The 15,478-nt window shown below is 34.9% G+C and carries 11 protein-coding genes; 2 read left to right on the top strand and 9 right to left on the bottom strand.

Going from position 1 to position 15,478, the window contains the following annotated elements:
• Positions 1 to 334 precede the first annotated feature (334 nt).
• The gene (gene gltB / locus ACRHOC_RS00980; RefSeq protein WP_431156633.1) at positions 335 to 4,834 is read left to right on the top strand and encodes a glutamate synthase large subunit; all 4,500 of its coding nucleotides are present in this window, start codon (positions 335 to 337) and stop codon (positions 4,832 to 4,834) included.
• Between the two features lie 3 nt (positions 4,835 to 4,837).
• Entirely contained in the window at positions 4,838 to 6,304 is a 1,467-nt protein-coding gene (locus ACRHOC_RS00975; RefSeq protein WP_431156632.1) for a glutamate synthase subunit beta, read from the top strand.
• A 102-nt stretch (positions 6,305 to 6,406) separates the two neighbouring features.
• Here the strand turns inward: ACRHOC_RS00975 and argH are convergent, their stop codons facing one another.
• The 9 genes from argH to ACRHOC_RS00930 are packed head-to-tail and all read right to left on the bottom strand — an operon-like array spanning position 6,407 to position 15,161.
• Positions 6,407 to 7,681 (bottom strand): argininosuccinate lyase, encoded by a 1,275-nt coding sequence (gene argH / locus ACRHOC_RS00970; protein ID WP_431156631.1) that lies wholly within the window; start codon positions 7,679 to 7,681, stop codon positions 6,407 to 6,409.
• Positions 7,678 to 8,739 (bottom strand): M20 family metallo-hydrolase, encoded by a 1,062-nt coding sequence (locus ACRHOC_RS00965; RefSeq protein ID WP_431156630.1) that lies wholly within the window; start codon positions 8,737 to 8,739, stop codon positions 7,678 to 7,680. The genes argH and ACRHOC_RS00965 overlap by 4 nt, the downstream gene beginning before the upstream one ends.
• Positions 8,736 to 9,509 carry an acetylglutamate kinase gene (gene argB / locus ACRHOC_RS00960; protein WP_431156628.1) on the bottom strand — a complete coding sequence of 258 codons (774 nt, stop codon included), beginning with the start codon at positions 9,507 to 9,509 and terminating at the stop codon, positions 8,736 to 8,738. The genes ACRHOC_RS00965 and argB overlap by 4 nt, the downstream gene beginning before the upstream one ends.
• Position 9,510: 1 nt before the next feature.
• Complete coding sequence (locus ACRHOC_RS00955) at positions 9,511 to 10,446, bottom strand: acetylornithine carbamoyltransferase (RefSeq protein ID WP_431156627.1); 936 nt, start codon at positions 10,444 to 10,446, stop codon at positions 9,511 to 9,513.
• 1 nt (position 10,447) lies between these two features.
• The gene (locus ACRHOC_RS00950; RefSeq protein ID WP_431156626.1) at positions 10,448 to 11,575 is read right to left on the bottom strand and encodes an aspartate aminotransferase family protein; all 1,128 of its coding nucleotides are present in this window, start codon (positions 11,573 to 11,575) and stop codon (positions 10,448 to 10,450) included.
• Complete coding sequence (proC, locus tag ACRHOC_RS00945) at positions 11,572 to 12,372, bottom strand: pyrroline-5-carboxylate reductase (protein ID WP_431156625.1); 801 nt, start codon at positions 12,370 to 12,372, stop codon at positions 11,572 to 11,574. Before proC ends, ACRHOC_RS00950 begins: the two co-directional genes overlap by 4 nt.
• A gap of 10 nt (positions 12,373 to 12,382) precedes the next feature.
• A complete protein-coding gene (gene argC, locus ACRHOC_RS00940; protein ID WP_431156624.1) occupies positions 12,383 to 13,360 on the bottom strand; it encodes an N-acetyl-gamma-glutamyl-phosphate reductase in 978 nt (325 codons plus the stop codon).
• A complete protein-coding gene (locus ACRHOC_RS00935; RefSeq protein ID WP_431156623.1) occupies positions 13,357 to 14,541 on the bottom strand; it encodes an argininosuccinate synthase domain-containing protein in 1,185 nt (394 codons plus the stop codon). Before ACRHOC_RS00935 ends, argC begins: the two co-directional genes overlap by 4 nt.
• Positions 14,538 to 15,161: a GNAT family N-acetyltransferase gene (locus tag ACRHOC_RS00930; protein WP_431156621.1), complete on the bottom strand. Its 624-nt coding sequence runs from the start codon at positions 15,159 to 15,161 to the stop codon at positions 14,538 to 14,540. The genes ACRHOC_RS00935 and ACRHOC_RS00930 overlap by 4 nt, the downstream gene beginning before the upstream one ends.
• Positions 15,162 to 15,478 lie beyond the last annotated feature (317 nt).

Below are 15,478 nucleotides of genomic sequence, written 5' to 3'. Positions count from 1 at the left end.
CCCTAAAATTTATAGGGTAAAATATTTTTAAGTGATTTTTTTGTTGAAATCATAATTGTGAAATTTCAGTTTTAGTAATAAAAATTGATTTTAAATGATGAATTCTTAGTATTTGGACTTTTACTCAATCGTTTTCGTAAATTTTAACGCTTCTTTAATAAAAAATCATCATTGAATAATTTGCATTTTTAGAGTGAAAATTTGTGATTTTTTCAAATAAATAAGACTTAATTAGGGATTTGAGAAAAGTGATTTCCATTTTTTTTTAATCCAAGAACTGCCCCTATATTAGATAACTGATTTGTTCATAAAAACCGTAGAAAATTTTTGAAATATGTTGAAGAAACAAGGACTTTATTTGCCAGAGTTTGAACATGATAATTGTGGTGCAGGATTTATATGTAGTTTAACCGGTAAGCGATCAAATGATATAATTCATAAGGCTCTAGAAATTTTAGTGAAACTTGAGCATCGTGGAGCGGTAAGTTCTGATGGTGTAACAGGTGATGGAGCAGGTATTTTAATCGATATTCCTCATAAATTTTTCAAGATATTTTGTGAATTTGAATTACCAGAATCTGGGCAATATGCAGTTGCGAATGTTTTTCTCCCAAGAAAGGATAATCAAAGACAATATTGTATAGATATTTTTGAGCAAGAAATTGAAAATCAAGGCTTGAAATTAATTGGCTGGAGAGATGTTCCTGTTAATAGTGAAATACTTGGAGAGATCGCTAAAACCACCGAACCATCAATTAAGCAAATTTTTATTGGGAAGGCTGAAACTGATATGTCTGATAGAGAGTTTAATCTCAAACTTTTTGCGGCGAGAAAAATAGCAGAACACACCATTTATAATTCAAAATTATCGGAGGCACAGTTTTTCTATTTACCAAGTCTCTCAACAAAGATTATCATTTTTAAAGGTCTTTTGAAACCAGAACATATTAATGAGTATTATCTGGATTTATTCAATTCTGCACTCGATACGAGATTGGCGCTTGTACACCAACGATTCTCTACAAATACCTTTCCAACATGGGATTTAGCACAACCGTTTAGATATATATGTCATAATGGTGAAATCAACACTTTAAGGGGTAATGTGTCGCGTATGTTTTCTCGTGAGGAAATTATAAAAAGTGATGCCTTTGGTGACGACATTAAAAAGATTATTCCAACAGTTTTAAAAGGGAAGTCAGATTCAGCAACATTAGATATGGTTGTTGAATTATTATTAATGACTGGGCGCTCCTTACCTGAAGCGATGATGATGCTTGTACCAGAAGCCTGGGAGAAAAACCCAGATATGTCCGATGCAAAAAAGGCATTTTATGAATACAATTCATGTCTAATGGAGCCTTGGGACGGACCGGCTTCTATACCTTTTACAGATGGTAATTATATAGGCGCTGTATTGGATAGAAACGGATTAAGACCATCGCGTTACACGGTAACTAAGAATGGCAATGTAATTATGTCCTCAGAAACAGGTGTTGTTGATATTAAGCCTGAAAATGTGGAATATCATGGCCGATTGGAGCCAGGGAAAATGTTTTTGGTGGATATGAATGAAGGAAGAATTGTAAATGACGAAGAAATAAAAGAAAAAATAGCTAATAAATATCCTTATAGAGAATGGTTAGATAATAACCTAATCCACCTTAAGGATATTTCAGCTAAGAAAGGTCCAATATTATATGATGAAATCGATCTTAAGAAGCGTGAAATCATCTTTGGGTATACACAAGAGGATTTAAATACGATAATAAGGCCAATGGCACAACTAGGTAAAGAACCGATTGGTTCTATGGGTAGTGACACGCCAATTGCAGTATTATCTGAACGTCCTCAATTGGTCTATAATTACTTTAAACAATTATTTGCACAGGTTACCAATCCACCGTTAGATGGAATACGAGAGGAATTGATAACGGATATTAGTTTAACGCTTGGAAGCGATGTTAATCTATTTGATATCTCACCAGAGCACTGTAAAAAGCTCAAAATTCAAAATCCCGTAATCTCTAAACACGATTTGGATAAGATTAGAAATTACGATTCTAACCCAGATTTTAAAGTAGAGACCATATCCATGCTTTATGAGGTCAATAGAGGATTGAATGAATTAGAAATTGCTTTAGAGAATCTTGTTGTAAAAGCTTCCAAAGCCATCGATGAGGGTACCAATATTATTATCTTATCAGATAGATATGTTGATGAAAATCATGCACCTATCCCAGCATTATTAGCGTGTTCTTATGTTAATCATGCTTTACACAAATTAAAAAAACGATCTCAAGTAAGTCTTATTATTGAATCGGCAGAGCCTAGAGAAGTGCATCATTTTGCTTTGCTTTTTGGTTTTGGTGCAAGTGCTGTTAATCCTTATATCGTTAATGAGATTGTACAAGAGCAAATACATACCAATGATGTAACCGATCTAGAGTATTTGACAGCGATTAAGAATTATAATAAAGCTATCGGTAAAGGTATTTTGAAGGTTATGAATAAGATTGGGATTTCAACTTTAAATTCTTATCGTGCATCACAATTATTTGAATGTATAGGAATAAATACTGCTACTGTGGAGAAGTATTTTCCAAATACACCTACTCGAATTCAAGGTATCGGTTTACGAGAAATAGAACAAGAAATTGTAAGACGTCATAAAAAAGCTTTCAGAGTTAATGAAACTAATTTAGACATAGAAGTAGGAGGTGATTATAGATGGCGAAGAGGACAAGAAAAACATATGTTTAATCCGCTTACCATTGCTAAATTACAAGAGTCTGTTAGAACAAATAAGGCCTCGACATATAAAGAATACTCAAAATTGGTTAATGATCAATCTAAACATTTAATGACCATTCGTGGGTTATTTGAGTTTGATCAGTTTGATCCTATTCCACTTGAGGAGGTGGAGCCTTGGACTGAGATTGTAAAACGTTTTAAGACTGGTGCCATGTCCTATGGTTCTATTAGTAAAGAGGCTCACGAGAACTTGGCAATTGCAATGAATCGTATAGGAGGGAAGTCTAACTCTGGTGAAGGCGGAGAAGACCAAGAACGCTTTTATAAAAGTTCACAAGGCGACTGGAGAAATTCAGCCATTAAACAAGTGGCTTCAGGAAGATTTGGTGTGACTTCAAATTACCTGACAAATGCTAATGAGATTCAAATTAAAATTGCTCAGGGAGCAAAACCTGGAGAAGGTGGTCAATTGCCGGGGCCTAAAGTAAATCCTGAAATTGCAAAAACACGAAATTCTACACCTTATGTTGGTTTAATTTCACCACCACCTCATCATGATATTTATTCTATTGAAGATTTATCACAATTGATTTATGATGTAAAATCTGCTAATCGAGAGGCCAGAATAAATGTAAAATTAGTTTCTGAAGTTGGTGTTGGTACCGTTGCTGCAGGTGTGGCAAAAGCAAAGGCAGATGTTATTTTAATTTCTGGTTTTGATGGCGGTACAGGAGCTTCACCATTAACGTCATTAAGACATGCTGGTCTGCCGTGGGAGCTTGGAATTGCCGAAGCACAACAGACCTTGGTTATGAATGACCTAAGAAACCGAATAGTGCTTGAGTGTGATGGTCAGTTAAAAACAGGTCGCGATGTTGCCATTGCTTGTCTACTTGGTGCTGAAGAGTTTGGTTTTGCGACTGCACCTTTAGTCGCTTCAGGTTGTATTATGATGCGTGTTTGCCATTTAAATACATGTCCTGTAGGTATTGCCACTCAGAATCCTGAATTACGTAAAAAATTCAAAGGAAAGCCAGAGCACGTGGTAAATTATATGTATTTCGTAGCTCAAGAATTAAGAGAAATTATGGCGAAACTTGGCTTCAGAACAGTTAATGAAATGGTAGGTCAGGTTCAAAAGTTAAATCGAAATAAGGCCATTGAACACTACAAAGCTTCAGGTATAGATTTAACACCAATATTACATCAGGTTGAGGTACCAAACGGTGTAGACGTTTATAATACAGATGTACAAGACCATAATTTGGACACCCATTTGGATTTTCAAATCATTAAAAAGGCCCATCAAGCGCTTTTCAGAAGACAGCGTACACATTTAAAACTTCCAATTACAAATATTGATCGTGCCGTTGGTGCCATAGTAAGTAATGAGATTTCTAAAATTTATGGTGCGCAAGGATTACCAGATGATACAATTAATATTGACTTTAATGGATCAGCTGGTCAGAGTTTTGGGGCATTTGCAACAAAAGGTGTAAGCATGACTGTTCATGGAAACACCAACGATTATCTCGGTAAAGGACTTTCAGGAGGAAAGCTTACTATTAAAGTGCCAGAAGAAAGCACAATAGTTCCAGAAGAAAATATCATAACTGGTAATGTAACACTTTATGGTGCAACTTCCGGTGAGGTTTACATAAATGGAAAAGCCGGAGAGCGTTTCTGTGTTAGAAATTCTGGTGCTTCTGCTGTTGTTGAGGGTATTGGAGATCATGGATGTGAATATATGACTGGGGGTGTTGCGGTAATTTTAGGTAGTGTAGGCCGAAACTTTGGAGCTGGTATGAGTGGTGGAATTGCATATGTTTTAGATGTTGATAACAGCTTTATTAAGAACTGTAATGGTGCAGATTTAAATATTGACCCAATAAGCTTACAAGAGGATGAAAACCGACTTAAAGTGCTTATTGAAAATCATTATGTAGCGACTAACAGTCCATTGGCGAAACGCATATTGACAGACTGGGAGAACTATTTACCAAAGTTCAAAAAAGTGTTGCCAGAGGAATATAGACAGGCATTATTGAGATTAGAAAAAGAACAACTAAAATTAGCTTAAGACATGGGAAAGATAACAGGGTTTTTAGAATATGAGCGTCAGAATGAAAGCTATATAGCACCAGATAAACGTGTTAAGAATTATAAGGAATTTACAGTTCCTTTAGAAGAAAACAAATTAAAGGATCAGGGTGCACGTTGTATGGATTGTGGTGTTCCGTTTTGTCATAGTGGTTGCCCATTGGGCAATTTGATACCAGATTTTAATGATAAAGTTTATAAGGGTAAATGGAAAGAAGCTGCTGAGATTTTACACAAGACTAATAATTTTCCAGAATTTACAGGTAGGTTGTGCCCAGCACCTTGCGAAGAAGCTTGTGTATTAGGAATAAATGAAGATCCGGTAACCATTGAAAATATCGAAAAGAATATTGTTGAAACTGCTTTTAAAGAAGGTTGGATTGAAGCAAATCCGCCTGAAAATAGAACAAGTAAGACTGTTGCAGTAATTGGGTCTGGTCCGGCAGGATTGGCAACTGCTCAACAATTAAATCGTGCTGGTCATAAGGTTACAGTTTTTGAAAGGGATGCAAAAGTTGGAGGTCTGTTGCGTTATGGTATTCCTGATTTTAAAATGGAAAAGCAAGTCATTGATAGACGTTTAAAAGTACTCGAAGAAGAGGGTATTACTTTTAAAACAAACGCTTATGTTGGAGAAAATGTAGATCCAGATAAATTAAAGGACGAGTTTGATGCGATTGTGCTTTGTGGTGGTGCGACAATAAGAAGAAGTATTCCCATTCCAGGAGCAGATTTAAATGGTGTTATTCAGGCCATGGACTTTCTTAAAAAGAATAATGAATATGTTGATGGATTAAGAGATTTTGAGGATGTTATTTCTGCCAAGGATAAAAATGTTATCGTAATTGGAGGTGGTGATACAGGATCTGACTGTATTGGAACATCCAACAGACATGGTGCAAAAAAGGTGACTAATTTTGAAATTTTAGACAAACCTACCGAAGGCCGACCAGCACATCAACCATGGCCGTATTGGCCAATGCGACTGAGAACGTCTTCATCGCATAAAGAAGGTGTGGAACGTTTTTTCAGTATTTCAACTAAAGAGTTTATTGGTGATAGCAATGGTAATCTTAAAGCATTAAAAACAGTTGAGGTTGAATGGATTTTCAAGGAAGGTGAACGCCCACAATTAAAAGAATTACCTGGCTCTGAGAAAGAGTGGGAGTGTGATTTAGCATTGTTGGCACTTGGGTTTACAGGTGCAGAAAAAACTTTAGCTGATCACTTTGGTTTAGAAATGGATTTTAGAACAAATATAAAGGCAACGACAAAAGATTATGCTACTAATATACCAGGTATTTTTGCTGCTGGAGATATGCGTAGAGGCCAGTCATTAATCGTCTGGGCCATCTCTGAAGGAAGGCAAGCAGCGCACCATGTAGATGCTTATTTAATGGGTGAATCACATTTACCTTTAAAAGATACTAGCGATTTACCAAGAGTATAGTTATATTTGTAGTCCTAAGAACAGACTGCTAGAAACTATTAGGGTTAGGGCTATTAAGTAACTAGTAGAGTTCTAAAGCATCTGGCAACAGATGCTTTTTTTTCATTTTGGATACTTTTCTTTTATCTTTTCTAAGCCTAAATTATGTATACTTCCTAGGTGTGTATGGGCTCTTCCCGCGTCTTGTTGATACGTTCCAGATTGTACTTTCTCGCCAATATTTTTGTAAGCATCTCTAAAGCTCATCCCATCTATAATTAGATTATTAATGCTGTCTACAGTGAAGATGTATTTATATTTTTCATCCGTAAGATCAATATCATTGACAATAATTTGCTTAATAGAATATTCGAATATGTCTAAAACATCCTTCGTCGTTTCTATAGCATCAATCATATTTTCCTTTAATAATTGATAATCTCTATGATAACCACTTGGTAAATTATTTGTTAGCAGCAACATTTCAGAATACAATGCTTGAATTTTATTGCATTTACCTCTAATTAATTCAAAGACGTCAGGATTTTTTTTGTGTGGCATTATACTACTACCTGTTGTAAGTTCATCTGGGAAACTTATAAAATTGAAGTTTTGACTCATGTACAAACAAATGTCCATTGCAAAACGCGATATGGTATTACATACACTTCCGAGTGCCATGGCTAAAGATCTTTCACTTTTACCTCTGCTTAATTGTGCAGCTACTACATTAAATTTTAATGTAGAAAACTTTAAGCTTTTTGTTGTTAATTCTCTATCTATAGGAAAGGAACTTCCATATCCAGCAGCAGAGCCTAAAGGATTTTGATCAACAATAGCCAATACAGCATTTAATAAATGTACATCATCAATAAGTAATTCTGCATAGGCCGAAAACCACAAACCAAAAGATGAAGGCATGGCAACTTGTAAATGTGTATATCCTGGTAAAAGTTTGTCTTTATGTATAACTGACAAATCCAGTAAGGTGTCAAAAAGTGTTTTTACTTTTTTATTAATTATGTTGATGTTGTCCATGTAATAAAGTTGCAAAGCCACTAACACCTGATCATTTCTAGATCTTGCGGTATGTATTTTTTTACCTGTTTCACCAAGCTTTAAAGTGAGCTCATATTCAATTTTTGAGTGAATATCCTCAAAAGAATCTTCAATTGTTAGTCTATGGTTATTTGCCTCATCAAGTAGATTGTTAAGTTCTTTTTGTAATGCCTTAAATTCTGAATCTGTTAGGATTCCTATTGAGTTTAACATTTCAGCATGAGCAATTGAGGCTTTAATATCGTATTTGGCAATGTGTAAATCGATAACCCTGTCATTTCCTACAGTAAACTCCTCAATTTTTTTGTCTATTGAGAAACCTTTATCCCATAATTTCATAATACGTGTTTTAGTAGTTTTATGTATAATTCTATACCTTCTTCAATTTCACTTAAGTGAATAAATTCATCTGCGGTATGTGATCGTGTACTGTCTCCTGGGCCAAGTTTTAAAGATGGACAACTTAAGGTAGCTTGGTCTGATAAAGTTGGTGAACCATAGGTATTTCTGCCAAGTTCAATCCCAGCTTTTACCAATTCGTGATTTTTTGGAATTGAAGAAGAATTTAATCTAAGACTTCTTGGTTTAATTTGAGTACATGGCGACTTATCCTTTAGGATTTTAGTGATTTCCTCATTTGAATATTTATCGTTTACCCTAACGTCAATAACAAGATCAACCTCAGATGGTACGGCATTATGTTGTTGTCCCGCATTAATCTGTGTAACCGTCATTTTTACATCACCCAACACTGGTGATTTTCTGTCGAATTTAAAGTCCTTAAACCAATTGAGTACATCAATTGTATTGTAGATCGCATTGTCATTATTTGGGTGCGCAGCATGGCTTGGTGTTCCTTTTACCTTAGCGTCAAAAACAACAAGTCCTTTTTCTGCAATAGCTAAATGCATTTGTGTTGGTTCTCCAACTATGGCAACATCAATCTCTGGAATAACAGATAACATGCTGTTTAGTCCATTTGGGCCACTACTTTCCTCCTCTGCTGAAGTTACAATTATTAGATTGTAATTGAGGTTCTTTTTAGCATAGAAATAAGTAAAACAGGCTAATAATGAAACAAGACATCCACCAGCATCATTACTACCAAGTCCAAATAATTTATCATCTTCAATTATTGCTTTAAATGGATCTTTTGTATAACCTTTATTTGGTTTTACAGTGTCGTGGTGTGAATTGAGTAACAAGTTGGGTTTAGATTCATCAAAGTGTTTGTTGATAGCCCAAATATTGTTTTTGTTCCTATGGTAGCGGATATTATGGTCTTTAAACCAAGACTCAATTACTAACGCTGTTTCATTTTCTTTCGAAGAGAATGATGGTGTTTCAATTAGCGTTTTTAATAAGTCTATCGCCTTTTTGGTTAATTCTTTTTTCATTTTATTATTGTTGTATAACCTTCTTTCTCATTAAAAAAACCCTCTGACTTGCCAATACAGACTTTGTTTACCTTTTGATTAACCGCATTGATACAATTATTGAGTTTAGGCAACATACCATCGGCAACAATACCGTTGTTTACTAATTTTTGGTAAGAGACTGTGTCAATTTTTTTAATGACTGAGGTTTGATCGTTTATATCTTTTAAAACACCACTTTTTTCAAAGCAGTAGTATAGTTCTACATTATGTTTTTTAGCAAATCCAATTGCTATTTCTGAGGCTATGGTATCTGCATTAGTATTTAATAATTGACCCTTCTCATGTGTAATTGCACAAAATACAGGTGTTTTACCTGTATCAATAAACTCTTTTATGGTATCGATATTTACCTTGGATATATCGCCGACATAACCGTAGTCAATCGTGTTTACAGGCCTTTTTGTAGCCTCAATAGTGTTTCCATCTGCACCTGTTAATCCAATGGCATTACATTGTTTTGATTGAAGTTTTGCGACAATCATCTTATTAATTTTACCAGCATAAACCATTGTGATGATGTTTAATGTAGGCTCGTCTGTAATTCTACGACCCTCGTTCATTTTGACAGGCACGCCCATTTTTTTTGCAAGTTCACTCGCAATTTTACCACCACCATGAACTAGTATTTTTGGGCCTTCTATTTTAGAGAAAGTATCTAAAAACTTATCCAAAGCTTTTGGATTATCAATGATATGACCTCCAATTTTTATGACTTTTAGTGTCTCCATTTTACAAGTTTTCTAGTAGGTTCTTGAGAATGTATTGAGCCGCAAATGTTCTATTATTTGCCTGCTGAATAACAATAGATTGATCACTGTCTAAAACATCATCATCAACAACCACATTACGTCTTACAGGCAGACAATGCATAAATTTTGCTTTGCCAAGTTTATCCTTAGTGATTTTCCAGCTCTCATCTTCACTAAGAATTTGGCCATAATCTTGATAACTACTCCAATTTTTAGCATAGATAAAATCAGCATCTTTTAAGGCTTCATCTTGGTTGTAGTTAACTTGAGTGTGTTTAACAATTTTTGGGTTTAATTCATAGCCTTCAGGATGCGTTATTGTAAAATCTACATCCATTAATTGCATAGTTTCAATGAATGAATTTGCCACAGCTTGAGGTAAGGCTTTTGGATGAGGTGCCCAAGTTAGTACTACCTTTGGTTTAGGGTTTTCTTTATACTCTGTGATAGTAATTGCATCTGTTAAAGATTGTAATGGATGTCCAGTAGCACTTTCTAAGCTTACAACAGGAACTGTTGCATATGTTTTAAAACTGTTTAGTATTAATTCAGATTCATCTTTGATCTTATCTTCTAAGGTTGGAAATGCTCTAATCGCTATAATATCAGCATATTGGGATATAACTTGAGCAGCTTCTTTAATATGCTCTGTGGTGTCCATATCCATAACAGTGCCGTCTTCAAATTCTAGTTTCCAGGCATTACTAATATTCATGGACATTACATTCATACCTAAATTTGTTGCGGCCTTTTCAGTACTTAATCTTGTTCTTAAGCTTGAATTAAAAAACAACATCATAAGAGTTTTATTCTTGCCAATACCTTGATCTTTAAAAGGATCTAATTTTAGTAAAATGGCCTCCTTAATTGCTTGTTTTAGATTGGTAATATCTTGTATTTGTGTATAATGTTTCATCTTAATTCAGTTCTTTTTTCAAAGCAGAGACCAAGCTGTCTACATGCTCTTTTTTAATTGTGAGTGGAGGTAAAATTCTCAACAGATTTGGATTTTTAGAGCTACCTGTAAATATGTGATGCTCGTAAATAAGTCTTTTCCTTAAAGAAGCGATAGGAAATTCAAATTCTAATCCTAACATTAATCCTCGACCTTTTATAAGCTTAACTTGTGAAATTGAAGAGAGATTTTCTATCATATAACTGGATATCTCTTTTACATTTTTCATTAGTTCCTTTTCTTCTAAGACCTTTAGTACGGAAAGAACTGCAGCACACGCCAAGTGATTACCACCAAATGTTGTTCCTAATAAGCCGTATGACGCCTCTATTTTGGGATGAATTAAAATCCCACCTACAGGAAACCCATTGCCCATACCTTTTGCTATGGAAATGATATCCGGTTTAATGCCATGAGCCTGAAATGCAAAGAAATCGCCTGTTCTCCCAAAACCAGATTGAACTTCATCCGCGATAAGCACGGTGTTATAGGTTTTACAGAGTTTTTCCAATCCTTGGTAGAATTCGGTAGTACTTTGATCTAAACCACCAACACCTTGAATACACTCAATGATAACTGCACAAGTTTTATTCTTTTTTAAGATTTCCTCGACACTAATCAAATCTCCTAAAGCAACAAAATCAACTTGCTGTTGTGCGTTAACAGGAGCAATAATTTTTTTATTATCTGTTGCAACTACAGCAGCAGAAGTTCTGCCGTGAAAGGAATTTTTGAATGCTAAAATCCTTGATTTATTCGTGTGAAATGAAGCAAGTTTAAGCGCATTTTCGTTGGCTTCAGCTCCAGAATTACACATAAATAGTTGATATTTCTCACATCCTGATAGCGTATTCAGTTTTTTAGAAAGCTGATGTTGTAATGGATTTTGAACAGAGTTGCTATAAAAACCAATATTGTCAATTTGTTGTTTAATGGAATTGACATATTCAGGATGAGAATGTCCAATGGAAATCACAGCATGACCACCATAAAGGTCTAGATATTTCTTACCATCTTCACCATAAACAAAAACATCTTTTGCTTTTACAGGTGTTACATCATATAATGGATATACATCAAACAGACTCATATTTGTTCTTTTTTAATAGAGTTAATTTTGTTGAAAGATGCCACCATACCTTGAATTAATGATGAGCTTAATCCTTTGTGCTCCATTTCGTTCAACCCTTCTATAGTGCAACCCATTGGTGTTGTAACCTTATCAATCTCTTCTTCAGGATGGTTTCCTGTAGTAATTAATAGATTCGCAGCACCTTCAGAAGTAAACATGGCAAGTTCCTGTGCCTCCTTAGCATCAAATCCTAACTGTATAGCCGCTTGAGTTGTTGCTCTAATTAGTCGCATCCAAAACGCAATGCCACTAGCACAAACCACTGTTGCAGCTTGCATCTGACTTTCTGGAATTACAATAGAGTTTCCAAGTCTGTTGAAAATTGAAATAGCAACTTTAATACGTTGTTGCCCTTTTTCATTACTGCACAAACAAGTCATGGATTTACCAACGGCAATAGCAGTATTTGGCATTGCTCTAATAATATGATTGTTTGTGCCAATCACGGCTTCAATTTTTGAAATTGTGAATCCTGTGATTGTAGAAATTACCACATGATTTTCATTAAGATGTGGTTTTATATGTTTTAGGATGTGTTCGAGATGCGCAGGTTGAACCGCTAGTATGAGTATGTCTGATTGTTTTATAGCCTCAATGTTATCTGAAGTTAGAAATACATCATTGTAGCCTTTGAAGTCATCCAATTCATCAATGTGTCTTTTAGTAAGATAAAGTGTGGTGATTGCATTGTTTACTATTAATCCTTTTGCAATGGATTTACCTAGATTTCCTGTTCCAATAATTGCTATTTTCATGTTGCTTTTTTTAGAAATAGTTTGCTTTAAGTTGTAGTCCTTCTGATTCGTTAAAACCAAACATCAAATTCATATTTTGTACTGCTTGTCCTGAAGCACCCTTGAGTAAATTGTCAATGATACTGTTTACAAGAAGTGTGTTGTTGTGTTTGTGCACATTTATAATGCACTTATTGGTATTAACAACCTGTTTGAGATGAATAGGAGATTTAGAAATAATTGTAAATGGAGCCTCTTCATAGTAATTTTCAAATAATGTAAAGGCATCTTCTAAAGTTCCTTCAAAATCTGTATACATAGTGGCATAAATACCTCTTGAAAAGTTGCCACGGTTAGGCATAAAATAAACTTCTGGAATGGAGTTTTTTTGCAAACCCTTTAAGGTTTGATTGATCTCACCTAAATGTTGATGCTTAAATGGTTTGTAATACGAAAAATTATTATCTCTCCAGGTGAAATGCGTAGTTGCAGACAATGAAGTGCCTGCACCTGTAGCACCAGTTACAGCATTAATATGAATATCACTTTCTAATGCATTAGCATTCGCCAATGGCAATAAACCTAACTGAATTGCTGTGGCAAAACAACCAGGATTAGCAACGTATGTTGCATTTTTAATTATCTCCTTATGAAGTTCTGGTAACCCATAGACAAATTCTTTCCCATGGAAAACATGATCTTCTTCAAGTCTAAAATCATTACTTAAATCGATAATTCTTGTTTTTTCTGGGAATATCGTTTTAGATAAAAACGCACTTGAATTTCCATGACCTAAGCACAGAAATAAAACATCGATATCTGGATTAACTTCAGATGTGAATTTTAAATCTGTAGTGCCGATTAAATCTTGATGTACCTGGTGAACAGAATTGCCAGCGTTAGAGGTACTGTATATAAAGTCTATACTAACCTTTTTATGAATTAATAATAATCGTATCAATTCACCAGCTGTGTAGCCTGCGCCACCTATTATTCCTGCCTTAATCATAATTCTGTATTTGTTAGTTGGTAAATTTTATTGGCGTTGGCATTTATCTTAATAAAACCCTTTGCCTCATCAGCAGTCCAGCCATTGTTTTCCTCGCCATAACTACCAAATTTGGCATTCATTAAATCGTGCTCAGATTTAATACCATTAAGCGTAAAATGGTAAGGTTTAAGGGTAATGTATACTTCACCTGATACCATTTTTTGACTACTCTGTAATAGTGCTTCCATATCTCTAAGAGCTGGATCTAAGTATTGTCCTTCGTGTAGATGCATGCCATAAAAATTGGATATATAGTCTTTGTGTTGCATTTGCCATTTTGTGAGTGTATGCTTTTCTAGTAAATGGTGCGCTTTTATGATTATTAGTGCTGCTGCAGCTTCAAAACCAACTCTACCTTTTATGCCCACAATGGTATCTCCAACATGAATGTCTCTACCAATGGCAAATTCTGAAGCAAGATTATTTAGTAATTCAATGTTTTTTTCTGGTGACTGGTTTATATCATTTACAGCAGTTAGTTCGCCTTTTGTAAAGGTCAATATCACGTCTTCCTGACCGTTATTTTTTAATTGAGACGGAAAAGCAGATTCTGGTAATGGTAAATCGGATGTCAGTGTTTCGGCACCTCCAACACTTGTACCCCAAAGTCCTTTATTGACTGAGTATTTTGCCTTGTTCCATGACATGTTTATACCATTTGATATGAGGTAATCAATTTCTTTTTGTCGCGTTAAAGATTGATCTCTGATAGGTGTTATGATCTCTATCTCAGGAGCTAGTGTTTGGAAAATCATATCAAATCTAACCTGATCATTTCCTGCACCAGTGCTTCCATGGGCAATATAACTGGCCTTTATTTCCTTGGCGTATTTAATAATTTCAATAGCTTGAATAATTCGTTCCGCACTTACAGATAGAGGATATGTATTGTTCTTTAGGACATTCCCATATATGAGATATTTAATAACCTTGTTGTAATAGGTAGAAATCGCGTCAATGTTTTTATAAGTTGTTACGCCCATTTTGTAAGCATTTGATTCTATTTCCTTGATTTCATTAGAGGTGAATCCACCAGTATTCACAGATACCGCATGGACTTCAAAGCCTTGTTTGCTAAGACTCAATGCGCAATAAGATGTGTCTAATCCACCACTATATGCTATAACTAACTTTTTCATGACTTATCTTTTTTTAGAAACATGGTCTGCTTTATATTTTTTAATCGCGTCCATACTTTCTTATCGTAATTATGTTTTTGTTCCTTAGTGTTTAATTCCTTTTTTGGATCGTACAACATGCCTGTACATAAGCACATTTTTTGATCTGTTCGTTGTAATACATCGTAATTCTTGCAAGTCTGGCATCCATTCCAGAAGCTTTGGTCATCAGTTAACTCTGAGAATGTTACTGGCTTATAACCGAGTTCACTATTCATTTTCATCACTGCCAGACCAGTAGTAATACTAAATACTTTGGCCTCTGGGAACTTTTTTCTCGAATGTTCAAAGACAACTTTCTTTATTTTTTTTGCTAGTCCAATATTTCTGTAATCAGGATGAACAATCAGGCCAGAATTAGCGACAAATTTGCCATGTCCCCAAGATTCTATATAACAAAATCCTGCAAACGTATTTCCTTCTAGAGCGATAACGGCATTGCCATTAGCCATTTTTGAGATGATATATTCAGGCTTTCTTTTAGCAATACCTGTTCCTCTAACCTTAGCAGCCTCAGCAATGGTGTTACAGATAATTTCTGCGTAAATACTATGTGATTTATTTGCAATAACAATTTGCATTGTAATTGAATTTGAATTAAAAATTTTGTAATTGTTTTTTGAAATACGGAACCGGACTCACCTAGGCTCCAAAGAAATAGACATACCCTTACGGGCGACGTACGCGAATACGACGAAATAAAAATGGGTTAACGCTTTGGTTAACTATAATTTGAAATTGGTATGTAAAATTTGAAAGATGCACAATATTGAAAAAATTAATGAATAGAGATTTTGCAGGCTAAACTATTAGCGACGGCGAAAAGAAGTAGACAACCCGAAGGGTCTAAAAGCTCTATTACATGTTAATCGTACATTCATACGGCCAAACTACATAT

This window comes from Winogradskyella poriferorum (genome assembly GCF_050618035.1).
GTDB lineage: Bacteria > Bacteroidota > Bacteroidia > Flavobacteriales > Flavobacteriaceae > Winogradskyella > Winogradskyella poriferorum_A.
This window is presented reverse-complemented; position numbering and strand designations above follow the sequence as displayed.